The sequence below is a fragment of the Hymenobacter nivis genome, assembly GCF_003149515.1.
In the GTDB taxonomy this organism is placed as follows: Bacteria; Bacteroidota; Bacteroidia; order Cytophagales; family Hymenobacteraceae; genus Hymenobacter; species Hymenobacter nivis.
In genome coordinates this window covers 4,541,752-4,567,163 of record NZ_CP029145.1, presented here as the reverse complement: position 1 = coordinate 4,567,163, position 25,412 = coordinate 4,541,752, and the positions used below count along the sequence as shown (strand labels likewise).

Here is a 25,412-nt window from a genome sequence, read left to right as displayed (position 1 = left end):
CTACAAAGTACGGGCTTGGACCACGATTTCTTCGAAAAGTGCTTCGTAGTGGGCGGCGCACTCGGCCATGTCGTAGGTGCTGCGCAACGCCAAGGCCGCGGCTGCGTGCTGGGCCAGCAGGGCTTCGCCGGCCACGTAGGCGCACATGGCTGCTACCGGGTCGTCGAGTTGCTGCGTAGCGTCGAGGTTTATGGCCAGCAGCCAGCCTGCCGGGGGCCCCACCGGCGGGCACAGCATCTCCGGGATGTCGCCCAACGGACTGACAAGCACGGGTACGCCGTTCTCAAAAAACTCGATGATGGAGATGGTCTGCGCCTCCGAAAACCACGACGGGAACAAGCCCACCTGGCACTGGCGCACGTACGGGTGCGGCGTTTGCACATTGCCCATGAAATAAATATCGGGGTGCTATGCCTCGTACTCCGCCCGCAACGTGCGCAAGTAGGGCCCCCATCGCCACGGAGGCAAAGCGCTGCGCTGGGAACCGCGCTTTCACTTGGGGACGTAGGCCGCCAGCGCATCGCCCCAGCCCTTCTGCTGGTTGCCGCGGCCCACCATGCCAAACACGAAGCTGCCAGCCGGGATGGGCAGGAGCCCCGGCTCCGCCCCTACCGACACATAGCGCGGCACCCCGTTGTAAATCACCTCCACCCGCGTGGTAATGGGTAGCCGCGGCACTGCCGCTGCGTGTTGCCGGGTATTTTCGTATTCATTTTGGTAGTACGTCGCCAGTATTTTTCCCCGCCCCGGTGCCCCGCGTCCGTGGGCACTTCTACAAGGGCTCCGGTAAAGAGATCGGCGGTATACTGCAACACACCCACCACCGCCCGGGCCAGGTTGGCGTAGTAATGCACGCACGAAAACTTGCCCACCTCAGTATGAAATAGCCTTGGTGGTCGGTCACCACGGTTGGCACGCCTGTGCGCTGCACCAGCCGGATCATGCGCGACTTGGCCACCAGCGGCTCGTAGCCGTGCATGAGTCGATGTGTAGCACCAGAAGGCGTACCGGCCCGGCCTTAGCTTTCTCGTGCACCGGCATCTAGGTCCCCAGCTTCAGACACAAAACTTTCAGTTTACAACGTACCTTATTAAATAGCAGGTAGTGGTCCATAGCCACCACCCGCACCGCCGGGCTCAGGTACTGTGCTACTCATGCTTTTGTCGACAAGCTGCCCGCCTTGGTTAAACAACAGAATCTGATGGCCTCGCGCCGCCATGGTCGAAGATAACGATAGGGCCAGCACGTGTGAACCAGCTTTTTCCAAGCAGAAAACAGAAACAAGGATTCTCATGAGCGGCGGTCAGGCTGAAGCAGCTAGCACCTGTTGGAATACATCCTCGTAATGAGCAGCGCAGGTCGACATGGTAAATTGCTGGCTGGCCTCCTGGGCATGGTGCGCATGGCTCGCGTACAGCGCAGACTCGGTATAGTAGCGCACCATTGCTTGCGCCAACATAGGTACCCCAGGCTTGCGGGTTGCTGCATCCAGCTCAATTAGTTGTCCTGCCGCACCCGTAGCCGGCGCTAGCAGCTCACTTATGCCCCCTACGCGGGTGGCAATGACGGGTTTGCCATTAATCATGTACTCAATAATTGCTAGTGGCAGGGCTTCCGCCTGGAAATAGGTAGGCAGTAATCCCACATCGAAACCAGCGATGTAGAAATCGGGGTTGGGTACTTGTCCCGTAAATATAATACCTGCGTCTTCGGTGCAAGTTACTTGAAGTTGTCGCAGATATTCACTTCCTCCAACCAGCACCAGATGGGCCGGCCGTTGCTGATTCGATATAAGGCTCTGAAACAGACGAAAGGCCTGCGTAGCCTGCTCCCACCCCTTGTCTGGGATACCTCGCGCCACTAGGCCGAAAACAAAAGCTTCGCGAGGTATGCCCAGCTGCTGCCGCATTTCAGCAGCCGTGTTGGCGTTATCGGTTGTAACACCATTATATACAGTCTGCACCGGCGGTAGATCGGTGAATGCACCCTGCAACACCTGCTGATTATACTTTGAAACGGTCAGAATGCGACTGGCGCTATGCAGTACAGTGGCAAAGTCGCGTCGTCCTTCCAGTATAAACCGGCTATATTCCCCGTGTTCGGTAATCACCAGCGGCAACCCCAACTGCTGGGCCACCGGAGCGCACAAACGATCAGAGAAAGTGGCATGGCTACTAATTAACTCAATGCGGTGTCGCATCAAGCACTCTTTAAGGTAAGTTCGTTGGCACTCCTCATAAAATACCGCCGGCCGGCCGAGACGGTCTTGCAAAGCATTCACTTTATGAGCCCAAAATCTTTGCAGTGGCTTGTCAGCCATCGATAGTACCTGCACTTCAGGCGGCAACAGCCGTTGTACTAGCTTTTGGTCGATTAACTCATCCCGCTGGTTAAATACCACTACCTGATGACCACGTTTTACCAGTTCCGCCGCTAGGTTCATAGCCAGTACTTCTCCCCCACCGACTTGCAACGACCAAGTAGAAATCAAAATCTTCATGTATCCTCATCAAACTTATTATATTCTAAATGCCTGCCCAGTTAAGCAAAGCAATACGCGAGTCGTTATTCGTGCTAATAGTAGCTCAGATACCGTATGCACTCACTGCTTAGCCGTGTAACACGTTCATCTCTTTACCATACTTGCTGAACGATGCACTACACACCCGTAGTCAGCTATTAAGCACCATATTGCGCACAAAAACTTGAGAAATTTATTTTTTAAACAATCGTTTAAGTAAAGGATTAATTAACCCGTCACCGATTAACATTTTAAAGCCGCTGAGCCTGTTACGAAACATTTTACCAAATACTTTAACAACAGTTTTGGGACCTAGACCAGGTTCAATACTATTGATATTATTGTAAATCTTAACATGGCGCTCAAACGGAGTATTAACATTCACAAGCGTACTAAACCAAGATTCGGCTAATTCAGCAATTTTTCTTTTATATAGCGATTCGTCTAGCGGGCCATAAGATTTTAACAGCGGTAACGTGCTGGTAATTTCTTCTAAAATTGTCCCATTCGCTATGGTTTTACTACGAACGTTATTTCGGTGGGCACGGAAATAATTGAGTGGACTTGCCACATAAGCCACTTCCCCAACGGACATAATCTTTACCCAGTACAGCCAATCGCCAAGGATTATCAATTCTGCAGCTGCTGGCCCGGCTTGCACAGCTGCTGCGTAGCGCAGCAGCACTGCACTAGCATTAGGGATAATGTTGCGGTAAGCCATAAACCGAAGTACAAGTGGCAAGCCAGCAACGGTGAAGTCATGCTTCCATAGCTCAGCATCGACCGCGCCTAACGCATCCGACTGTTTGCCATGTATTATGTTCTCCCCATCAACGTCGTAAGAATCACAGTAGGCCAACGCAATGGCCGGATTAACACGTATTTTGGCCAACAGCCGCTCAACTAGACTTGCGTCCGCATAATCGTCACTTTCTGCAATCCAAATATATTCGCCCGTGCAAAGGCTGATGCCCTTATCCCACTGTTTGAAAGTACTACCGCTATTTTTCTCGTTATAGACGGTTTTAATGCGTTGGTCCTTTTTTGCATAAACCTCTATTATATCACGGCTATTGTCTGGCGAACAGTCATCCAATATTAAAATCTCTAAATTCGAATAAGTCTGCTGTAAAACACTGTCAATGCGTTGACCCAAATAACGGGCATGATTATAATTGGGTATTATTACCGATACAAGTGGACTATGCTCCATGTGGCCATGCTGTTCGTAAGCTGCTGTTCGCGCTGCCTGGGTAAATACTCGTTGTGCACTAAGCTAATTAAATTCGTCTCAATGCTGAGGAATTGACTTCACAACCTTGTCATGCAAGAATTTTAAATGCACTATAACGCCTGCATTAAATGCACCTGTTAGGTGCTCGTTCTTATTTGAACAGATAACTAGGACGTCATGCTGAGCGCAGTCGAAGCATCCTTACCGCTTCGTTAAACGACTAATTTAGTGTGCGACAGAGATGCTTCGACTGGGCTCAGCATGACGTCCTGGTAATTCATTTAATTCTAAACAAATACTTACCTTCCGGTTAATAGCTTTTTAATCAACCACCAAGACTCTCTTTTGTATGAGCTTCTGGCAAGGCAATCATGCACAAGGTATACACTATCGGCCTTGCTAATTTTACGATCAATAAATCCGCATGTGAAATAAATTAATTCCTTCAAGCTTATTCTTTCTTTCTCCTGGTCCGAAAGCTCTTTTACCCCGAAAGGCAAGTATTGACGCCTCTTCTTATAAAATGAAAGCGCTTCCTTGTACCACTTATCGTCGTATGAACCTTTCGAAAAGTGCTCAATCATAACATTAAACGTCACACAGATTCGATATTTCAGGAAAATACGTGTGCAGAAATCTACATCGTAGAAGTGAAAGCCTGGAAAGGCTACGGCATCAAACGGCGACTCTTGCCAAACCGATTTTCGTACACAAAGCCAAACGCCATCAACTGCCGCAACATCTACTAACACGGCATCGGTAGGATTAATACGATCAAGCTTGGGCGCTTCCCCGTTGACGGTATGGGTTATGTTCATGTAGATGGAGGCCGCACTGTCGGCCCCCCACCCAGTAGGTGCTTTGGGCTGGAAGGTGCCGCCGGCCACCCCCAATACCCCAATGGTGGCGTCGCGTAGTATCTCAACAACAACACTGCCCCAGCTGTCTGTATGAAACCGAATGTCTTCGTGCATGAAGCACAAGGTTTCATACTTCGCTTGGGCAGCGCCTAGATTATAAGCTTCGCAAATGCCGTATTTCTTGGTGCTATTATCAATCGCAATTATTTCATAAGGTACCCCAACTGTATCGGCTATACTCTGGCTAACTTTCGCTAGCGTTTCAGGGTCACGGCTACAAATAATTATTGAAAGCATTCTAAATTTGTTAAATTATTTTAAAGATTATTCTCAAATTTTCATTAATTTTTTAATAATTTCAATACGATTAAAAGTAAGAAAATTGATTGTTCTTTGATGCAATCTTTTACTTCTATTCTTTATCAGGTATTGAACAATTTTAGGGAAATATTTTTTTATTAATGATTGCTGTTCTGCAAAAAAAACTTTATCGTCGTGACTAGAACTGAATCCAGTGGCGTTGAAATGCGAGACAATAATTCCAACGTATCGCCGCTTTAACCAACTAGTATTAAACCATCGCATATTAAATTCCCAATCAGCATAAATTACGTAACGAGTATCAAAATTGCCTAATCGGGCAAATACATCCTTTCGAGTAAAAATAGCTTGGTGGCAAATATTTTTTTCTAACAATTTAAAATGCGTAAATTCACCATCGTAGCGCATACCAGTATCGCTGAATAAGGCATCGCCATAAATAACATGGTTATTAGTAATGTCAATGCAATCAAAAACTTTTTCGAGCACATCAGGGGCTGCCAAACGGTCATCGCAACCCATAAAATAAACATAACTCCCTTTACTCAAGATGATACCTTTATTCATAGCATCATAGATACCTTTATCAGGTTCGGATTTAAACGTTATTGGCAGATGACTGTATTTCTTCACTACAGCTTCGGTCTCGTCCTGTGAACCACCATCTACGATTATTATTTCGTAGTCCTTACGGCTCTGTTGAGCAATTGATAATAGAGCACCATCCAACTCGGTAGGCTGACGAAAAGAAGGAATAACGATACTTACAATCATTACAAAAACCGAATAAATTAGCACTATAGCAAACCCTAAAGATAGCCCTTCTTATTTGTATAAAGTTTAAGAAGATATTATTTTAAAATTAGGCTTTGACTATCGTATCAGAAGAAACTACTAATAATATGATGCATCCCCACTACTGGTGTGTCTTGGTGAATACAGAGCTTAGCAACTTTTGCTAATAGCCAGTCGTAGTTGTAGCATGGAATTATAACGCTGACTAAGTTCAGATCGGACCGCCCAACTGAATTACAAATATTCTAATGCAGCATGCTAGGGGGGGGCGACAATGCTCTATGGGTGGCTAGACTATCTGATATGGAAACAAGCGATGCAAATTTAGAAACTTTTTAACCGATTTTAATTAGTTAACTAATATTCGGGAAACAGATTCCATAAACCTTTCCCCAAAACGCACGACATCGCGGTGGTAATCATAAGGCCGCGCGGGTAACTGACCATTCAAAACTTGCGCCATGCAGTGCGCTAAAGTGCTGGCATCGTCCGGTGAAAAAAATAACTTGGCTTCGTAATTAAGCAGTTGTTCTTCGTGGACTTTCAAGTCTGATACCACTAAGGGCGTATTTAACGCCTTGGCGTCTTCCACCACTGTACTCCATCCTTCAAACAAGGAAGGTTGGATGACAGCTACGGCCTGCTGCATCAAAGCAACTTGGTCTTTTCGAGGAATAAATCCTAAAAATTTTACTGCTTTGTCTAAAGCTAATTCACTTTTTAGAGCGACCAGCTCTTCGTAGTAAGTGGGATTTCGGTGGTCGTACTCTTTGCCAGTGAATACTCCCTGTGCTTGCGGATGTGTTTGCAGCAGTTGGGCGAGGGCCCTTAGCACAACAGGATGGTTCTTATGTTTCCAGAATTGGTTACTGCAAATAAAGTACGGCGACTCAATCCCGTATTTTACACACGTATCAGACGGCTTGGACACGGCTGCACTCGTTACCGCAAACTGTAACACGTGTTGGATCAACTGGTTAAGCGGGTAAATTGATTCGAAATCGTGCTGTGCAGCATGGCTGCTGAACACAATATGCTTGCCAGAGTTTACTACTACTTGCTGCTCAGCTTTACGCCCTTGAATTTCTTCCGGCGCAAAAAATGCGGGTAGGTAATGCTCCTGAAAATCCGGAATCCAATATAGTTGGTGCAGCACGTGGCGAAAGTAGGAACGTAACGCAACGGGTAGCGGAAAAACCAGGTCGATGTCGTTATAAAGCGGGCTTATGAAACGCCGACCTAGTACCTTACTTGTTAGCTTATTCAATGCCCGCTCCGGTAAGGACAGCGACCGCTCGAAACGCCGGAACGACCAATAAGGATAATATACCGCTTGCTGAAGGCGTTCAGCATCGGCAGCTTCGTGACTAAAGATTAGCAGTTCTGGTTGCTTGGCATCGGGTAGCTGCCCAAGGGCAGCGATTAGATTTTCGATGTAGTACGTGCCACCAATCCAATTCTCGTTATAGGCGTAGATTAACGCAATCCTTTTTCGCTTAGCCATTGTACGTATTGTTGTATTCCTTCCCGAATTGATACGGTAGGGGCAAAACCCAAATTAGTCAACTGGCTTATATCAGCTCGCCAGTTTACCGGGTCACCAGAACGACTAGTGCCTGAAAAGGACAGCGCACCTGCGTGGCCCAGTGCCTGCAAAAGCTCAGTCACCAGTTCGCGCACAGTGGTTTCAGTGCCGCTGGCTAGGTTGTAAGCCCTGCCATCAAATGCGCCGTGCTCGATGACCAGCGCGATGGCACGAACAATATCAGCCACGAAGATAAAATCACGCGATTCGTCTCCAGTGCCGAACAATACCAGCGCATCGCCTTGTCTACTTCTTTGAAATACGTCCCATAGCAGCTGTTTTTGCAAGCCAGGCCCGTATGCCGAAAAAATACGCAATGAGCAAGTAGCTATCCCGAAGTATTGGTAATACTGCTGGCATAGCATTTCAGCCATTAACTTATTTTGACCATAGGGCGACACTGGCTGGCCCGCAGAAGTTTCGACGATGGGCAGCGCAGTAGGGTTACCGTACACGGCCGCACTCGACAAATTGAGGAAATGGCAAGCGGGTGCGTGCCGGCGGATGGCTTCCAGCATTTTGGACACGTTGTACGTGTTCAGCGAAAAGTCCCGGAATGGATGTTTGAGGGAGTCGGGTACGCTTGCCGCGCCGGAACAGTTCAGGCAATAATCGAACGCTTCCGCTTCAAACAATTCATTAAAGTCAGAACTAGAACTATCGATGACAAAATACCGCTCGTCGGTGTAGTCCACCACTACATCGCAACCCCAACAGGCTACTTCCGATTGAGCCAGAAAATAGCGGTAGGCATGCGAACCGATAAAGCCTTTGGAACCAATAATTAATATTTTTTTCATCACCTGACTATGTATACACATTAATGGATCAGATTAAGGTCTTATCATAACCCGTTAGTTAATTAATAATCACGTAGTATATTTTACTATTTTAGCAGGGTTGCCAGCCACTATGGCATAGTTCGGAACATCCTTAGTAACAACGCTACCTGCGGCAATAATTGCTCCTTTTCCAATTCTTATTCCCTTCAAGATTACAGCATTAAAGTTAATCCAAGCATAGTCTTCTATTACGATAGGGGCTGTAACAATATTACCCTTTTCTTTCCAATGACACTTCAGCAGTTCTGTATACCTCTCTGCCCTCTCAACGCTATATAATTCGTGTGAATTACTATCTATGATATTAACATTATGAGAAATAAGTACATTATCGCCTATTTTAATGCTATCAGCAGACCATATTCTTGAATTATCACCTATATAACAGTTTTTTCCAATTTCAATTTTACCGCCATAGTTAAATACAGATAAAATACCTCGTACATGAGTACCCTCGCCGATTGTAATTAGTAAAGGATTTCCAGGCATATTATCTACAATAGCTTCTGAATAAAATACTGCGCCGTTATTAACTACATTTTTATTACATATTTTATTATTTTGTTCGTCATGCATTTTAAATACTACTTCTTGTAAGTTGTAGCGAGAAATTAGCCATATTAAGAAATTTTTTATCATACTATTTTTACTAAAATTTTATTTAAAATATATGCGCACTACATTATTATCATTAGTTTGTTTATTCCTAACTAATAATTTACAGTTATGCCCTGCTCTGTTAAATACTTTAACGATACGCAAAGCGGCTTTACCAGCTCCACCTAAATCATCCGTAGCAAAAACAACAATATTATTCATATATTTAGAGACAACCAGTCTAACTTAGAGAAAATTAGACCGTTATCGGTAGATCCGTAAATAGAGAACTCCGAGCCCCGGTCTACAATTTCAAAGCTTAGGGAATCAAGAAATTCGATTATTTTTAAATTAGGGATGTGTAGAGCCACACTGAGACGGAAACTATTAGGACGCAATAAACCTACCGGCAGGCGTATTGTGTGCGAAGTATAACCGCGACCCAGATTGATTTGCTCAGTAAAAATTTTGCGCTCTTGAAAATCCTGTAGTCCTAAAGAACAGATAATGCCTTTATCGTTAGAAGTGTGCTTAATCCGTAACCTGATTGTAATCTGTTCTTCGTGACCGAAGCTTCCGCTAACATCGCCATTTACATCTTCAATAGTCACACTTAGAATTTGCTCTGATTTAACATATTCGTCAGGGGCACAATACTCAGAACTAACACTGGTGGCTTCGCGCAAATAGTAGTTCATTACCTCGTCCACGGGTCCTGCGGATAGTACTGAGCCAAACTTCATAAGCAATCCCCTCGTGCAGAGTTGAGACACGGCCCCCATATTATGGCTCACAAACAGTATGGTACGGCCATCGTTCATACTCACGTCCTTCATGCGCCCCAAGCATTTCTTTTGGAACTCAGCATCGCCCACAGCTAGTACCTCGTCCACAATTAAGATTTCAGGCTCTAAGAAAGCAGCTACTGCAAAAGCGAGCCGGACATACATACCGCTGCTGTAGCGCTTTACAGGCGTGTCTATATACCGCTCAACACCTGAGAAGTCAACGATTTCATCGAATTTTTTACGTATTTCAACCTTAGTCATACCCAGGATGGCTCCGTTCAGAAAGATATTTTCCCGACCGGTCAGTTCTGGATGAAAACCCGTTCCTACTTCGAGTAAGGAAGCAATCCGACCACGTATTTTCACGTTGCCCGTGGTGGGGGCAGTCACCTTCGAAAGCACTTTGAGCAGCGTCGATTTGCCCGCGCCGTTGCGGCCGATGATGCCCAGCACCTCGCCCTGTTTCACTTCAAAGTTCACGTCTCGCAACGACCACACAAAATCGCTCTCTCCCTTTTTACTGCGGTCGTTAGTTTCGCCAATCTTAGCAAAGGGGTCTTCTTTGCCACGCAGCCGGGCCCAGGTCCGGTTCAGGTCTTGGCCCAGGGTACCCGTCCCGATTTCGCCCAATCGGTACTGTTTGCCCAGGTTTTCTACTTTAATAGCAACGTCGCTCATGTTCACAAAGATGACGGCCGCGGCCCCGTCCAAGTGGGACCGCGAACCGCACGGTTAGTTATACGGTATCCGTGAAGCTTTTCTCTACTTTATTAAATATTATCGTCCCCAGCAACAGCACTACCAGCGTTACGGCCGTGCTGTAGCCCAGTGCCCCCCAGCTAAACGTACCGGAGCCCAGGAAGGCGTAGCGGAAGGTTTCCACGATAGAGCTGAGCGGATTAGCCAGGATAAACACCTTGTACTTTACCGGCAGCTTCGACAGCGGGTAAATCACCGGGGTAGCGTACATCAGCAGTTGCACGCCAAAGGTGAGCAGCATGGCCAGGTCGCGGTACTTGGTGGTGAGGGCGCTAAAAATCATGCCCAGCCCTAGGCCCAACAGGCCCATGAGTACCAGCAGAAGCGGCGTCAATAGCATATACAGATTAGGGTGCAAGCTATTAGTGCGTAGTAGATAGTAACCCCACACTGCCAGGAAGAGAGCGAATTGGATGCCAAAGCGTACCAGGTTGGATATTACGATGGACAGCGGCATAGTCAGGCGCGGAAAATACACCTTACCAAAGATGGCCGCGTTCGCCGTGAACACCGTCGAGACGCTAGTCAGTGTCTGAGCGAAGTAATTCCAGATGGTGACGCCGGCCAGGTAGAAGGGCAGCTGGGGCAGGCCATCGGTCGAAAGATTGGCGATGCCGCCAAATACAACCATATACGTAATGGTCGTGAGCAGGGGCTGGATAAAAAACCAGATGGGGCCCAAAATGGTCTGCTTGTACGTGGACACGAAATCGCGGCGCACGAACAGCAATACCAAATCGCGGTAGCGCCACACGCTGCCCAGGCCCAGGTCCAGAAGGTTGGTACGGGGCTGAATTACTTCGGTCCAGCTTTCCTCCTGCGGGCTATTTTCAGCTGGTAACGGCTGTGGTTTTTCTAAAACGTTTATTGTGTCCACCAGGAATCGGTAAATAAAAAATATGCCCAGAGGCAGCTGCTTCCGGGCGTAAAGGTAACTAGCCGGCAGGACATACCTGCCGGAGGTAATTGCACTATGCGACGGGCGTCGGCTGAAACGCCTCCTGATATACGGCCCGGATGCCTTCCGGCAGGCCGGTTTTATAGCGCCAGCCGGCATCGGCGAGCTTCGATACGTCGAGCAATTTGCGGGGTGTGCCATCGGGCTTGTCGGTGTTGAAGCGCACGTTACCCGTATAGCCCACCGTGTCGCGCACCAGCTCCACCAGCTCGCGGATGGTCAGGTCTTCGCCGGTGCCCACGTTCACCGGCTCTTTGCCGTCGTAGTGCAGCATCAGGTGCAGGCAGGCATCGGCCAGGTCGTCCACGTGCAGGAACTCGCGGCGCGGCGTACCGGTGCCCCACACTTCTACTTCCGGCGCGTTATTCTCCTTGGCCTCGTGGAACTTGCGCAACAGGGCGGGCAGCACGTGTGATTTGTTCAGGTCGTAGTTGTCGCCCGGCCCATACAGGTTGGTAGGCATCGCCGAAATAAAGTTGCTGCCGTACTGGTCGCGGTAGGCCTCGCAGAGCTTGAGGCCTGCTATTTTGGCCAGTGCGTAAGGCTCATTAGTAGCCTCCAGGGGCCCCGTCAGCAGGTACTCTTCCTTAATGGGTTGGGGGGCCATCTTGGGATAGATGCACGACGAACCCAGAAATAACAATTTCTTCACAGCCTGCTCGTGGCTGGCGTGAATGACGTTGTTCTGAATCTGGAGGTTTTCAAATAGAAAATCCGCCCGGAACGTATTGTTGGCCATGATGCCGCCCACTTTAGCGGCGGCCAGTATCACGTAATCCGGCTTTTCCTCGGCGAAAAAGCTGTTTACAGCTACCGTATCGCGCAGGTCCAGCTCTTTTGAAGTGCGGTAGACGATATTCTGGTAGCCAGCTTTTTGCAGGCGGCGCACCACGGCGCTGCCCACCATGCCGCGGTGGCCAGCCACGTATATTTTGGCGTTCAATTCCATAAGGTGACGTTAATAAGTATTTACGGCTTCAAACAAACCAAGCCATCAACGATGGAGCTTGCCGAAGCACCAGCAATCAGAAAATTACGAAAATCATTCAGAACGTCATGCTGAGCTTGCCGAAGCATCTCTCCCGCACCAGTAATCATTTTACTCAGCGGGAGAGATGCTTCGGCAAGCTCAGCATGACGTTCTTTTAAAGCTAATGGCGACTTCCTAGAGCAGTTTTCAGGTCAGGGTACAGCTTGTTGGGTGCGGGCTGCCGGCTTTTCGCCGGCTGTCCGCTCGTCGGTAGAACTACCGGCGCGAAAGGCGAGCAGACAGCCGGTAAAAAGCCGGCAGCCCGCCCTGTACACTTACTTGGAAACTGCTCTAAACGGATACGAAGCGTTTCTACCACGTAACCAAACCTTACGGTTAAATTATTGCCGCTGTAGCGACGCTTCGGCAAGCTCAACATGACGGCCCAGCTTGACTTATCGTAAATAAGTCCTAGAGCGGTTTCGCAGTTATACTCGTCACGAAGTAGGGAGCGGGGCTTGTCCCCGCCCGTCGTTGAACAAAAGTCGACTGAACCGTTCAAGGACGGGCGGGGGCAAGCCCCGCACCCTACTTCATTTTCGCATTCCACTTCGTGAGCAGTATACCATACAGTTTGGACGAGGTAGAGGCGGGGCTTGCCTACGCCCGTCGTTGAACGGAATTGGTAGATTGGCGCGAACGTCCGGGCGGGGGCAAGCCCCGCCCCTACCTTCACTAGCTTCGAAACCGCTCAAAGAAGCTTTTTACAAGCTATCTAACGCTCTACTCCGCGTAGTTCTTCAGGATGTTATGGCCACCCTCGCGCAGGTACTCGTCGCGGCGTGCGCCATCCACATCCGACTGCATCATTTCCTTCACCAAGCCCTGCAAATCGTACTGGGGTACCCAGCCCAGCTTCTGCTTGGCTTTGGTAGGGTCACCGATGAGCAGCTCCACTTCCGTCGGGCGGAAGTAACGCTCGTCTACTTCCATCACCACGGTGCCAGCGGCTACTTGGTACTCGGGGTTGTGGCAGGCCACTACCCGGCCTTTCTCCGCAACGCCTTCGCCTTCGAAAGCTACTTCAATGCCAACCTCCATGAAAGCCAGGCGGATGAATTCGCGCACCGTGGTTGTGACGCCGGTGGCAATCACGAAGTCTTCGGCCTCGTCCTGCTGGAGCATGCGCCACATGGCTTCCACGTAGTCTTTGGCGTGGCCCCAGTCGCGCTTAGCGTCGATGTTGCCCAAGAACAGGGCGTCTTGCAAGCCCAGGGCGATGCGGGCCACGGCACGCGTGATCTTGCGCGTCACGAAGGTTTCGCCGCGCAGGGGGCTCTCGTGGTTGAAGAGGATGCCGTTGCAGGCGTACATGCCGTAGGCCTCGCGGTAGTTCACCGTAATCCAGTAGCCGTAGAGCTTGGCCACGGCGTAGGGCGAGCGGGGGTAGAAAGGCGTCGTCTCCGACTGCGGCACCTGCTGCACCAAGCCGTACAGCTCGGAGGTCGAAGCCTGGTAAATGCGCGTCTTCTTGGTCATGCCCAGGATGCGCACGGCCTCAAGCAAGCGCAGCGTACCCACGCCGTCCACGTCGGCCGTGTACTCAGGAGTGTCAAATGACACTTTCACGTGCGACATGGCCCCCAGGTTATAAATCTCGTCGGGCTGCACTTCCTGAATGATGCGAATCATGTTGGTTGAGTCGCTCAGGTCGCCGTAGTGCAGCTTAAAGTGCACGTTCTTCTCGTGCGGGTCCTGGTACAGGTGGTCGATGCGTTCGGTGTTGAACAGCGAGGAGCGGCGCTTGATGCCGTGTACCTCGTAGCCCTTGCTTAATAATAGTTCGGCTAGGTAGGAGCCATCCTGCCCGGTAATGCCCGTAATAAGTGCGCGTTTCATGATGCGTGAAGTGGTGTTTAGGTTATAGAATGTGTTAAGCCAGCATATTGTAGACTAGAGCGTAAGGACAATTAGCAGAAAAGGCCGTCATGCTCATCTGGCGTCCGCTTGTTGAAGCATCTCTACTGCTTCGTTGCAGCAAAATGCGCGGGAGAGGTGCTTCGACAAGCGGACGCCAGATGAGCATAATCATTATCTCAATACCCGTTTACTCTTGTACGAGTACTTAGGATACGCATTACACAATGATTGCGGTTTGTTTGCGGCATTTATACGCTTCGTGTGGCAATTATACTGCTCACGAAGTGGAATGCGAAAACGAAGTAGGGTGCGGGGCTTGCCCCCGCCCGTCCTTGAACGGTTCGGTCAGCTTTCGTTCAACGACGGGCGGGGACAAGCCCCGCACCCTACTTCGTGACGAGTATAACATCAAATATAGAAGTTGCTGTGTCAATATGCTATCCTTCCCGCAGCCCTGGGTTAGCACCGCGCTGAAGTAAAGACCAAGGCATCTGCAGTTGCACCCAGCGGCTCATTAGCTGGCAGCGTCGCTGGCGCAGCAGTATAGCGCTTCAGTAGCATGTGCTTATCCTACTGGTATACTTCTTTCCATGTTGCGCGCGGCCACCAAAGAAATATTCCCGACAACACCGGCTCGTTATTACCACAAGGGCGTTTCCAGTCCAGCAATAATTGCACTTTTTCAATTTTCCTACCTTTCAGCCGCTAACCACCAGCTTTCTGCCGTTCGTTCAATCCGACTCCTAAGCATTTGCTTACGCGCGCTCTTTTTTCCAATTTTTAGGGCATTTTAATCGCCGTCTGCACCGAGGTTCGAGTATGGCTTGAGCCAGGCTAAAGGCAGGCTCGCCCTACTCTCCGGTGAGTCGGCACCCGGGGGCCCCGGGTTCGTACAATTCGCCAGGTATTTTGCGGGGCCCTGCACGAGCGCCGCGCATTCAGGAATTAGCTAGTGGCAGGTATCGCAAAAAATCTTATTGTATTTTACCAATAAATCCGTCTGGGAATTAACAAGAGATAAGAAGCTATTTGAGTTAATTAAAATCTCTTTTCGGCAAATCGTCATCGCACCTGGCCCCCTCGCCACGTTGATGCACGCTGCGGCGGCTCCGGGGGTAATGCACGCATCCCGAAGTTAGAGCAGTTCCGGGGCCCGTGTACGTAGGGTGCGGGGCTTGTCCCCGCCCGCCGTTCGTGCCCACCCACCAATTCCGGGCACCGGCAGGCGGGGGCAAGCCCCGCCCCCTACGCCCTTGTCCTTACCCAAATCTTTGGCTGGCTCCTTGGAAGTGTACGTAGGGTGCGGGGCTTGTCCCCGCCCGCCGTTCGTGCCCACCCACCGATTCCGGGCACCGGCAGGCGGGGGCAAGCCCCGCCTGCCGGTGCCCTTGTCCTTACCCAAATCTTTGGTGCTGGCTCCTTGGAAGTGTACGTAGGGTGCGGGGCTTGTCCCCGCCCGCCGTTCGTGCCCACCCACCGATTCCGGGCACTGGCGGGCGGGGGCAAGCCCCGCACCCTACGCCCGGGCTTTACCCAAATCTTTGGCTGGCTCCTTGGAAGTGTACGTAGGGTGCGGGACTTGTCCCCGCCCGCCGTTCGTGTCCACCCACCGATTTCGGGCGTAGGGGCAAGCCCCGCACCCTACGCCCGGGCTATGCACTGATGCCAAACAGATCCAACAACCCTTAAAACAAGTTTTTAACCACGTAAAGGGGGCGGTTACGGGCCGCGTCGAGCCCGCGCCACACATATTCGCCAATTACCCCCAGGGCTATCATCTGGAAAGCCGACACGAAGAGCAGCACTACCATGAGAGTGGTCCAGCCGGCTGGCTCATTGGGGTGCACGAGCTTGAGCGCGATGACGTAGAGCCCGTAGAGGAAGGCCAGTAGGCCCAGGCCCAGGCCCACCACTGAAATGGCGCGGATGGGCACAAACGAGAACGAGACCAGCGAGTCAATCAGGAGCGTAATTTTTTTGGTCAGCGTCCAGCGCGAGTGGCCAATCTGGCGCTTGCGGCGGGTATAAGGCAAGCTCACGTGCGCAAAGCCCAGCCATACCATCAGGTAGAACACGTTGGTATTACGCTCGTGCAGCTTGAGAATCTCCGTGGCCACCTGGCGGTCGAGCAAGGCGTAATCGAATCCGCCATCGGGAATATTGCGCAGCGCTAAGCGCTTCATCAGCCAGTGGAATACTTTGGCCAGCCGCTCACCCGCGCCGGTTTCCTCCCGCTCCTGCCGGTTGCCGATAACCAGCTTGAAGCCCTGCTGCCAGTAGCCGTACATCTGGGCCATGAGGGCGGGGGGGTCCTGCAAATCGGCCGTGGTGATGGCCAGGCAGTCGCCGGTGGCGTGGGCCAGGCCCGCCACAATGGCGTTGTACGAGCCCACGTTACCGGCCAAATCCACAATGCGCAGGCGGCCGGGGTACTGCGCCTGGGCCCGGCGCAGGGCTCCCAGGGTGTCGTCGCCCGAGCCGTCGTTCACGAACACGTACTCGAAGGCTACCTCGGGCCCAAAATTGACCTCGTTGGCCACCAGCTCGGCCACCGTCACCGGGATGTTTGCTTCGTTGTAGTAGCAAGGAATGACGACGGAAAGCTTGGGCATAGGGGCTTGTGTTGCGAAAGCAGTTGCGGGAGGCCGCCAGTCGGCCGTTCAAAGGCGCAGCTACTGGCGCTTGCTCGACCGCAAAACTGCTTTAAAATTGGCGAATGGCCGCGGCCACGGCCGCCACCTGCTCTTCCGTCATGCCCGGCCACAGGGGCAGGCTCAGGCAGGTGGCGGCCAGGTCTTCGGCAATGGGCAGGGCCCCGGCCGCCCACCCGAGCCCCGCGTAGGCGGGCTGGCGGTGCGGTGGCACGGGGTAGTGGATAAGCGTACCAATGCCCCGCGCGGCCAGGTGCTGCTGCAACGCGTCGCGGCGTGGGGTGTGCACCACGTAGAGGTGGTACACATGGGTAGCGCCCGGCGCCACCGCGGGCAGGCGCAGGCCGGCAATGCCAGCCAGGTGCTGGCCGTACCAGGCAGCCAGCTGCTGGCGCTGAGCCGTCCAAGCCTGCAAATGCCCAAGCTTAACGCGCAGCACGGCGGCCTGTAGCTCGTCGAGGCGGGAATTATAGCCAATGAAGTCGTTGTGATACTTGCGCGCCGAGCCGTAGTTGCGCAGCGCGCGCACTTGTGCGGCCAGCCCCGCATCGGCCGTGGTCAGGCCCCCCGCGTCGCCGAGGGCCCCCAGGTTTTTGCCGGGGTAAAAGCTGGTGGCGTTCAGGGCCCCGAAGCTGCCGGTGAGCTGCCCGCCGAACGCGGCGCCCTGGGCCTGGGCGTTGTCTTCCACCACGTGCAAGCCGTACTGCTGGGCCACCTGCATAATTTCCGGCATGCGGCACGCCTGGCCGTAGAGGTGGACCGGCATAATGGCGCGGGTGCGCGGTGTGATGGCCCCCGCCAGCCGCGCCGGGTCGAGGTTGCTGGTGGCGGGGTCGGGCTCGACGGGCACCGGCCGGGCCCCCACGTGCATCACGGCCAGCCACGTGGCGATGTAAGTATTGGAGGGCACCAGCACTTCGTCGCCGGGCCCCACGCCCAGGGCCCGCAGCGCCAGCGCCAGGGCATCGAGGCCGTTGGCCACGCCCACCGCGTGCGGCACCCGGTTGAAGGCCGCATACTCTTGTTCGAACGCTACTACTTCGTCGCCCAGCACGTACCAGGCCGAATCGTAGACCCGTGCCACGGCGGCTAGCACTTGCTCGCGCAGCGGCTCATGCTGGGGGGCAATCGAGAAGAATGGAATGGATAAGGGGCCCGGCATTTTATGAGGCAACGAACGGCCACCGGGACAGCTTTCCGGCGCGCCGGGCAAAGGTAAGCCTGCCCCCTATCCTACGCCGTCAGCGGCCGCTCCCGGCCCGAAACTGTTCGTAGTCGCGGATATAGTCGGCTTCGTCGTACGGCTGCGAGGCCAGCACCAGCTGCACCGCCGAGTGCGAGTACTGCATGGTGTGCCAGGTGAGGGGCGGTACGTACAGGCCCACGTGGGGGTCTTCGAGCCGGAAGGTATGCAGGGCCCCCGCCGCCGTTTCGGTGACGACGGTGATGCGCCCAGCCACGGCCACCAGCACCTGCTCGGTGCGGTGGTGGGCGTGGCGGCCCCGCACGATGCTTTCGGGGGTATAATAAGTCCAGAATACGCGCTGCACGGCAAATGGCACCTCGTCCCGCTGCCCATCGGCCACCGAGATGTATCCAATGTCGGGGGCCCCGAGCTTTGGTAAAGTGATGAGGTATGGGGCAGCGTAAGTAGACATGGCGCAACAAAAAAGCGGGAACGGCATGGCGCCACTCCCGCTTCAAAATAACTACTCGGGGCCCTATTTCACGTGCTCCTTGAAATACTCCAGCGTGCGGCGCAGGCCCTCGGCCCGATCCACCTTGGGTTCCCAGCCCAGGATTTCCTTGGCCTTGGTGATGTCGGGTCGGCGCTTCATCGGGTCGTTTTCGGGCAGCGCCTGGTAGGTCGGCTTGAACTCGACGCCGGTGAGGCGGGCAATTTCTTCGCCGAACTCCTTGATGGTGATTTCCGACGGGTTGCCAATGTTCACCGGCATATGGTAGTCGCTGAGCAGCAGGCGGTAAATGCCCTCCACCAGGTCGTCCACGTAGCAGAACGAGCGGGTCTGCGAGCCGTCGCCAAACACGGTCAGGTTCTCGCCGCGCAACGCCTGCGACAGAAACGCCGGCAGCACGCGGCCGTCGTCGAGGCGCATCCGGGGCCCGTAGGTGTTGAAGATGCGGATGATGCGGGTTTCCAAACCGTGATGGTTGTGGTAGGCCATTGTAATGGCCTCCTGGAAGCGCTTGGCTTCGTCGTAGCAGCCGCGGGGCCCCACGGGGTTCACGTTGCCAAAATACTCCTCCACCTGCGGATGCACTTCGGGGTCGCCGTACACTTCCGACGTGCTGGCAATCAGCATCCGGGCCCCCTTCACCCGCGCCAGGCCCAGCAGGTTATGGGTACCCAGCGAACCTACCTTCAGGGTCTGAATAGGGATTTTCAGGTAGTCAATCGGCGAGGCCGGCGAGGCAAAGTGCAGGATGTAATCCAGCTTGCCAGGCACGAACACGAACTTACTGACGTCGGCGTTATGGAACTCAAATTCCTTCTTACCGAACAGGTGCTCAATATTTTGGAGCGACCCGGTAATCAGGTTGTCCATCGCAATAACGTGGTAGCCTTCGGCCAAAAACCGGTCGCACAGGTGCGACCCCAGGAAGCCCGCCCCACCAGTGATGAGGATGCGTTTTTTTTCTTCAGTCATGGGTATTGATTGCACGTTGTACTGATTTTATACTAAGAAACGGCTGGCTCTTTGTGGTCGGTTCTCACGCCGATGCAGTGGTAGGCGAATCCCAGCTCCTTCAGCTCCTTAGCTTCGTAGATGTTACGGCCGTCAAAAATGGCTTTTTGCTTCATCAAGCGGGCCACCACGTTGAAGTTCGGCACCCGGAAATCGGGCCATTCCGTTACCACCAGCAGCGCGTCGGCATCAATCAGCGCGTCAAACTCGTCCTTGGCGTACGCAATCCGGTCGCCCAGGCTGTGCTTGGCTTCGGGCATGGCCACCGGGTCGTAGGCCGTCACGGTGCAGCCCGCGGCCAGCAGTTTCTCGATGATAACCAACGACGGCGCCTCGCGCATGTCGTCTGTCTTCGGCTTGAAGCTGAGGCCCCACACGGCAATTTTCAATCCGCGCAACTCCCCCTGGAAATGGCGGCTCAGCTTGTCAAACAGCACCGATTTTTGGGCGTCGTTCACCGATTCTACGGCCCGCAATACCTGCATATCGTACCCGTTTTCCTGGGCCGTTTTGATCAGGGCCTTTACATCTTTCGGGAAGCACGACCCGCCGTAGCCAATGCCGGGGTAGATGAACTTGGTGCCGATGCGGGCATCGGAGCCAATGCCGCGGCGCACCATGTTCACGTCGGCCCCCATGATTTCGCAGAGGTTAGCCACATCGTTCATGAACGATATCTTCGTGGCCAGCATGGAGTTGGCCGCGTATTTCGTCATTTCGGCCGACGGAATATCCATGAAAATAATCGGGTGGCCATTGAGCAGGAACGGCTTGTAGAGTTTAGTTATTACCTCTTCAGCCCGCTCCGATGCCACGCCCACCACAATGCGGTCGGGCTTGAGGAAGTCGTCAATGGCCGCGCCTTCTTTCAAAAACTCGGGGTTAGAAGCCACGTCAAACTCCACCGATGCGCCGCGCTTTTGCAGGGCTTGCTCCAGCTCGGCGCGCACCTTGGCGGCTGTGCCCACGGGCACGGTGCTTTTGGTGACCACCACGCAGTAATCGTCAATGTTCTCGCCGATGCCACGGGCCACGGCCAGCACGTACTTCAGGTCGGCCGAGCCGTCTTCGCCGGGCGGGGTGCCCACGGCGATAAAGGCTACGTCGCAGCCTTTGATAGCTTCGCTCAGATTAGTAGAAAAGTGCAGTCGCCCTTTCTCGACGTTGCGGCTCACCATTTCCTCCAAGCCCGGCTCGTAGATGGGCAGAATACCGTTGTGGAGGTTGTCGATTTTTTTCTGGTCGATGTCGATGCAGGTCACGTCAATGCCTACTTCGGCAAAGCACGTGCCCGTCACCAGGCCAACGTAGCCGGTGCCTACTACTGCAATCTTCATTTCAATGGGTTAAGGTTTAACATTCGGAAATATAAAAAGCTGTTTGGGAAGTTATTAGAACGTCATGCTGAGCTTGCCGAAGTATCTCTACTGCGTAACTATACTCGTCACGAAGTAGGGTGCGGGGCTTGTCCCCACCCTCTACTGCGTAACTATACTCGTCACGAAGTAGGGTGCGGGGCTTGTCCCCGCCCGTCGTTGAACGAAAGCTGACTGAACCGTTCAACGACGGGCGGGGACAAGCCCCGCACCCTACTTCGTTTTCGCATTCCACTTCGTGAGCAGTGTAATTATGCTTGCTGCCGCAGTAGAGATGCTTCGGCAAGCTTAGCATGACGTTCTATTTTGAATTTTCAGACTTCCTAAACAGCTTCATCACGAGCTAAGCGACGCGTCTGGAAAGGTCAACAAATATATTCATCTATCAAACCATGTATTTTTTCCACCACGTCTGGAATACGATGAGGGCCCAGATGCGCGCGTGGACATCGCCGGGACTGCGCGAAAAGAGCTGGGCCTTGAGCTGGCGCACCGCGTCCACGTCGAAAACGCCTTGGCTCGCCACAAACTCATCGGCCAGCAGGTCATTTTCGATGAGGGGGCGCAGCTCGTTACGCATCCACTTCAGCAAAGGCACTTCGAAGCCGTGCTTGGGCCGGTCGTAGAGTTCGGGTGGCAGCTCGTTGCGAAAGGCGTCCTGCACAATTCTCTTTTTCATGGTGCTGTCCACCTTGCTGCTAACGGGCAGCGAAAAGGCAAAATCCACCACCTTATAATCCAGAAATGGGGTGCGCACCTCCAATGAGTTGGCCATGCTCATTAGGTCCACTTTCGTGAGCATGTCGTAGGGCAGCACCAGGGTCATATCGGTGAGCAGCACCTCGTTGAGGTCACCGTCGGCGTGCAGGTTCTCCAGGATGTCCTTGCGGCGTTTTTCGGCCAGCTTCTTGCCGATTTTCTGGCGGCTGGCGGGGCTCAGCAGGGCCCGGGCGTCTTTCTCGGAGGCGAAGGTGGCCCAGTCCCAGTACCGGTCCTTCACGCCGGAGAGCATGCCGCGCGAGAAGCGCTGGAACTGGCGCACCTTGTTGCCAAAGAAGCCATTGCGCGACTTCGGCAGCGCGTCCCACAGGAAGTTCAGGCCCGTCACGGCTTCGGCCTTGAAGCCGCCCTGGCGCACCTTGAACTCGCCCATGTGCTTGTTGTAGCCCCCGAAAATCTCGTCGGCCCCGTCGCCGCTCAGCGCCACCGTCACCTGCTGGCGGGTGCGCTGCGAGAGGATGTACACGGCCAGGGCCGAAGAATCGGCAAACGGCTCGTCGAGGTAGTCCAGCATGTCGTGCAGGTGCTCGTACAAGTCGTTGTTGGTGAGTGAGAAGACCGTGTGGTTGGTCTTGTGCCGGGCCGCCACCAGGTTGGCGTACTTCGTTTCGTCAAAGAACGGCTCGTCCTTAAAACCGATGCTGAATGTGCTCAGGTGCGGCGTGTGGCGGGCGGCCAGCGCCGTGATAACGCTCGAATCGATGCCGCCGCTCAGGAAGGCCCCCAGCGGCACGTCAGCCACGAGGCGGCGCTGCACGGCGCCGTCCATCAGCTCGACCAGCTTTTGCTGCTGCTGCTCGTAGCTGAGCTTGTTTTTGGCAACTTTCTTGGGGTCGTACGGGATCTTATACCAGGCCTTACCCACCACCTTGCCGTCCTTCACATATAAGTAATGGCCGGGCAATAATTTCTTGACGCCCTTGAAGATGCTGGCGGGCCCCGGAATGTAGTTGAGCTGCAAATACTGGCTCAGGGCCACGTAGTCGAGCTTGCGCGGTATACCCAAGGCCAGCAGCGACTTCATCTCCGAAGCGAAAAACAGCTGGTCTTCGTCGCGGTACACCAGCAGGGGCTTCACGCCGTACCGGTCGCGGGCAATAAAAAGCGAGTTTTCCTCTTTGTCGTAGATGGCAAAGCCAAAGAAGCCGTTTAGCTTTTTAAGGAAGCTGCGGCCTTCGGTGATATATAACTGGAGGATAACCTCGGTATCGGTTTGCGAATGAAACCGGCAGCCCTTTTTGATCAATTTCTCGCGCAGCTCGCGGTAGTTGAAGATTTCGCCGTTGAAAACGATGGTGTAGCGGCCGGCCTCGTCAGTCATTGGCTGGTTGCCGTCGGCCGACAGGTCGAGGATGGCCAGGCGGCGGAAACCCAGCCCGCACTGGTCGTACACGAAGTGGCCCTGCGAGTCGGGCCCACGGCGAACAATGGCGTCGGTGGATGCCTGCAAGCGCGTCAGCGACTGACGGCCAGCATCAGAAAAGGCAAAAACTCCGGTAATTCCACACATAAGCTGTGGGCAAAAGTACGCACGGCCGGCGGTTGGGGCCCCAGCGCAGCGCAAAGCCCCATCCGCAACCCGGGCCCCGCGAAGGCAGTACACCCGGCAGCTTCCACCCCATTTTCTTCCCCTATGAATTCCGCCAATGCCACCCTCGACCAACAATTCCAAGCCGCTGTGGAGCGGGTCAATAACCTGCCGCCCGACGCCGCCGCCGCCCAGATGACTGACCTCTACGGCCTCTACAAGCAAGCTACCGACGGCGACGTGGACATGAAGGGCGACGTGGTGGCCGCTGACGAAGCCACCGACGCCAGCGGTCCCGCCGGCCTTTCGCAGGGCCAGTGGGACTCGTGGAACAAGTATAAAGGCACGCCCCAGGAAGAAGCCAAGCGCCAGTACGTGGCCCGCGCCGCCGAAGCCGCTGGGGGCCCCACCGGCGCCGCCGATGCCCAAACCGTGCCCACCGATAGCCGCACCGGGGCCCCCGACGCGGCCGACCACGGCGGCCTGCGCGGCAACCTCAACGAGGGCACACCCTATGGTGGCGAGGACAGGCTGAAGGAGCAGCAGTAGGCTTTTGGGGCCCCAAACGAACAGCTAAAACTGTTGTTTGCGGCAAAAAAAGGACGTCATGCTGAGCTTGTCGAAGCATCTCTCCCACGCAAGTAATCCATCCGATTGGGTTAGTCAGCGGGAGAGATGCTTCGACAAGCTCAGCATGACGTCCTTTTTTACTAGATGTCCTCACGCTTCAGGCGTTGGCAACGGGCTGGCTAAAATATCTTCCCTGGGTTCATAATACCGTGCGGGTCAAACACCTGCTTAATGCCGCGCATTAGGTTGAGGTTGATGTCGGGCAGGGCGATGCCGATGTATCCCTTCTGCACCAGCCCGATGCCGTGCTCGCCGCTGATGGTGCCGCCGAGCTGCACGCAGAGCCGGAAAATCTCGCTGATGGGTTCGCGCAAGCCCACGTTCCACTTCTCATCGTCGAGGTCGCCGCGGATGATGTTGACGTGCATGTTGCCGTCGCCGGCGTGGCCGTAGCACACGGTTTTGAAGCCGTACCGGACCCCTATTTCCTTCACGCCCTTTAGCAGGGTGGGCAGCTCGGCGCGGGGCACTACGGTATCTTCTTCTTTGTACACGGAATTGTAGCGCACCGAATTACCAATGTTGCGCCGGATGCGCCACAGCTCGTCCTTCTGAGCGGCCGTATCAGCCAGCAGAATTTCGCCCACGTCGTAGCGCTCCAGCACTTCGTATACCTGCTCGGCTTCTTTATGGAGGTATTCCAGATCCTGGCCGTCCAGCTCGATGAGCAGGTGGGCCTTAATATCCTCGGGCAGGGTGAGCGGAATCTTGAGGTAATCCGACGACCAGGCGATGGCCTCGCGCTCCATAAACTCCATGCCCGACGGCACAATGCCGGCCCGAAATACCGCCGATACGGCTTCGGCCGCCTGCGCCTCCTGGCGGAAGGGCACCAGCATCAGGATGTTCTGCTTCGGGTAGGGCAGCAGCCGGAACACGGCTTTGGTAATGATGCCCAGCGTACCTTCCGAGCCCACCATGAGCTGCGTGAGGTTGTAGCCGGTGGCGTTTTTGAGGGTATTCGCCCCGGTCCAGATGATGTCGCCGGTGGGCAGCACCACTTGCAGGTTCAGCACGTAGTCTTTCGTCACGCCGTACTTCACGGCCTTGGGGCCCCCGCTGCTTTGGCTCAGGTTGCCGCCCAAAAAGCACGAGCCCTTACTGGCCGGGTCGGGTGGGTAGAACAAGCCCACGGCCTGCACAGCGTTCTGGAACGCCTCCGTTACCACCCCGGGCTCGACGGTGGCCTGCAAATTGCGCTCGTCGATTTGCAGGATTTTATCGAAGCGCGCCATGCGCAGCACCACGCCGTGGTGCACCGGCAGGGCCCCGCCGCTGAGCCCCGTGCCTGCCCCGCGGGCCGTAACGGGCACCCGCGCCGCGTGGCAGAGGCGCATGATTTGGCTGATTTCTTCGGGCGTGCCGGGCGTCAGCACCACATCGGGGGCAAAGTGCAGGTCCTCGGTGTGGTCCTGGCCGTAGGTGGCGTACTCCTCGGCGGGCACGCGCTGGGCCGTGGCCACGTAGGCGGGTCCCACGATGGCTTCGAGCTGCACCAACAGCGCGGGGGTAAGGGAGTGAAAGTCGGGCATGGGCAAAAGCAGGGAATAAAATTTTTCGGGCATGTAATTGGCTGCTAGCAACAACCA

21 protein-coding genes and 2 pseudogenes are annotated in these 25,412 nt (G+C 54.1%); 1 reads left to right on the top strand and 22 read right to left on the bottom strand.

Going from position 1 to position 25,412, the window contains the following annotated elements; translation table 11 throughout:
* The 21 genes and pseudogenes from DDQ68_RS20325 to asnB form a co-directional block, all read right to left on the bottom strand.
* Positions 1-390: a hypothetical protein gene (locus DDQ68_RS20325; RefSeq protein WP_109657935.1), complete on the bottom strand. Its 390-nt coding sequence runs from the start codon at positions 388-390 to the stop codon at positions 1-3.
* 102 nt (positions 391-492) lie between these two features.
* Entirely contained in the window at positions 493-678 is a 186-nt protein-coding gene (locus DDQ68_RS23170; RefSeq protein ID WP_162550288.1) for a glycosyltransferase family 4 protein, read from the bottom strand.
* A gap of 625 nt (positions 679-1,303) precedes the next feature.
* Positions 1,304-2,500 (bottom strand): glycosyltransferase family 4 protein, encoded by a 1,197-nt coding sequence (locus DDQ68_RS20315; protein WP_109657933.1) that lies wholly within the window; start codon positions 2,498-2,500, stop codon positions 1,304-1,306.
* A gap of 214 nt (positions 2,501-2,714) precedes the next feature.
* Complete coding sequence (locus DDQ68_RS20310; RefSeq protein ID WP_162550286.1) at positions 2,715-3,677, bottom strand: glycosyltransferase family 2 protein; 963 nt, start codon at positions 3,675-3,677, stop codon at positions 2,715-2,717.
* A 377-nt stretch (positions 3,678-4,054) separates the two neighbouring features.
* Positions 4,055-4,912 carry a glycosyltransferase gene (locus DDQ68_RS20305; protein WP_109657931.1) on the bottom strand — a complete coding sequence of 286 codons (858 nt, stop codon included), beginning with the start codon at positions 4,910-4,912 and terminating at the stop codon, positions 4,055-4,057.
* Between the two features lie 33 nt (positions 4,913-4,945).
* Positions 4,946-5,710, bottom strand: a complete 765-nt coding sequence (locus DDQ68_RS20300; RefSeq protein WP_109657930.1) for a glycosyltransferase family 2 protein — start codon at positions 5,708-5,710, stop codon at positions 4,946-4,948.
* A 370-nt stretch (positions 5,711-6,080) separates the two neighbouring features.
* Positions 6,081-7,235, bottom strand: a complete 1,155-nt coding sequence (locus DDQ68_RS20295; RefSeq protein WP_109657929.1) for a glycosyltransferase family 4 protein — start codon at positions 7,233-7,235, stop codon at positions 6,081-6,083.
* A complete protein-coding gene (locus DDQ68_RS20290) occupies positions 7,208-8,116 on the bottom strand; it encodes an NAD-dependent epimerase/dehydratase family protein (protein WP_162550285.1) in 909 nt (302 codons plus the stop codon). The genes DDQ68_RS20295 and DDQ68_RS20290 overlap by 28 nt, the downstream gene beginning before the upstream one ends.
* A gap of 81 nt (positions 8,117-8,197) precedes the next feature.
* Positions 8,198-8,302: pseudogene (locus DDQ68_RS25055) on the bottom strand (acyltransferase); the annotation flags it as partial.
* Positions 8,297-8,647 (bottom strand): annotated as a pseudogene (locus tag DDQ68_RS25050) (acyltransferase); the annotation flags it as partial. The pseudogenes DDQ68_RS25050 and DDQ68_RS25055, both read right to left, overlap by 6 nt.
* A gap of 168 nt (positions 8,648-8,815) precedes the next feature.
* Positions 8,816-8,977: a hypothetical protein gene (locus DDQ68_RS23160; protein WP_162550284.1), complete on the bottom strand. Its 162-nt coding sequence runs from the start codon at positions 8,975-8,977 to the stop codon at positions 8,816-8,818.
* Positions 8,974-10,221, bottom strand: coding sequence for an ABC transporter ATP-binding protein (locus tag DDQ68_RS20280; RefSeq protein ID WP_109658536.1), 1,248 nt, complete (start codon positions 10,219-10,221; stop codon positions 8,974-8,976). Before DDQ68_RS20280 ends, DDQ68_RS23160 begins: the two co-directional genes overlap by 4 nt.
* A 58-nt stretch (positions 10,222-10,279) precedes the next feature.
* Complete coding sequence (locus tag DDQ68_RS20275) at positions 10,280-11,179, bottom strand: ABC transporter permease (RefSeq protein ID WP_245897132.1); 900 nt, start codon at positions 11,177-11,179, stop codon at positions 10,280-10,282.
* Between the two features lie 94 nt (positions 11,180-11,273).
* Complete coding sequence (locus tag DDQ68_RS20270) at positions 11,274-12,209, bottom strand: GDP-L-fucose synthase family protein (RefSeq protein WP_109657925.1); 936 nt, start codon at positions 12,207-12,209, stop codon at positions 11,274-11,276.
* Positions 12,210-13,013: 804 nt separating this feature from the next.
* A complete protein-coding gene (gmd, locus tag DDQ68_RS20265) occupies positions 13,014-14,129 on the bottom strand; it encodes a GDP-mannose 4,6-dehydratase (protein WP_109657924.1) in 1,116 nt (371 codons plus the stop codon).
* Positions 14,130-15,835: 1,706 nt separating this feature from the next.
* Complete coding sequence (locus DDQ68_RS20260; RefSeq protein ID WP_109657923.1) at positions 15,836-16,762, bottom strand: glycosyltransferase family 2 protein; 927 nt, start codon at positions 16,760-16,762, stop codon at positions 15,836-15,838.
* Between the two features lie 91 nt (positions 16,763-16,853).
* Positions 16,854-17,963: a DegT/DnrJ/EryC1/StrS family aminotransferase gene (locus DDQ68_RS20255; protein ID WP_109657922.1), complete on the bottom strand. Its 1,110-nt coding sequence runs from the start codon at positions 17,961-17,963 to the stop codon at positions 16,854-16,856.
* A 79-nt stretch (positions 17,964-18,042) separates the two neighbouring features.
* Complete coding sequence (locus DDQ68_RS20250; RefSeq protein WP_109657921.1) at positions 18,043-18,459, bottom strand: sugar 3,4-ketoisomerase; 417 nt, start codon at positions 18,457-18,459, stop codon at positions 18,043-18,045.
* A gap of 63 nt (positions 18,460-18,522) precedes the next feature.
* Positions 18,523-19,470 carry a UDP-glucuronic acid decarboxylase family protein gene (locus tag DDQ68_RS20245; RefSeq protein ID WP_109657920.1) on the bottom strand — a complete coding sequence of 316 codons (948 nt, stop codon included), beginning with the start codon at positions 19,468-19,470 and terminating at the stop codon, positions 18,523-18,525.
* Between the two features lie 32 nt (positions 19,471-19,502).
* Entirely contained in the window at positions 19,503-20,846 is a 1,344-nt protein-coding gene (locus DDQ68_RS20240) for a UDP-glucose dehydrogenase family protein (RefSeq protein WP_109657919.1), read from the bottom strand.
* Positions 20,847-21,270: 424 nt separating this feature from the next.
* Positions 21,271-23,175, bottom strand: coding sequence for an asparagine synthase (glutamine-hydrolyzing) (gene asnB / locus DDQ68_RS20235; protein ID WP_109657918.1), 1,905 nt, complete (start codon positions 23,173-23,175; stop codon positions 21,271-21,273).
* A 123-nt stretch (positions 23,176-23,298) separates the two neighbouring features.
* On the opposite strand from asnB, the gene DDQ68_RS20230 reads away from it, so the two are divergent.
* Complete coding sequence (locus DDQ68_RS20230; protein ID WP_109657917.1) at positions 23,299-23,742, top strand: acyl-CoA-binding protein; 444 nt, start codon at positions 23,299-23,301, stop codon at positions 23,740-23,742.
* Positions 23,743-23,942: 200 nt separating this feature from the next.
* On the opposite strand, the gene DDQ68_RS20225 is transcribed toward DDQ68_RS20230, so the two are convergent.
* Positions 23,943-25,355 (bottom strand): FAD-binding oxidoreductase, encoded by a 1,413-nt coding sequence (locus DDQ68_RS20225; protein WP_109658535.1) that lies wholly within the window; start codon positions 25,353-25,355, stop codon positions 23,943-23,945.
* Between the last annotated feature and the right edge of the window lie 57 nt (positions 25,356-25,412).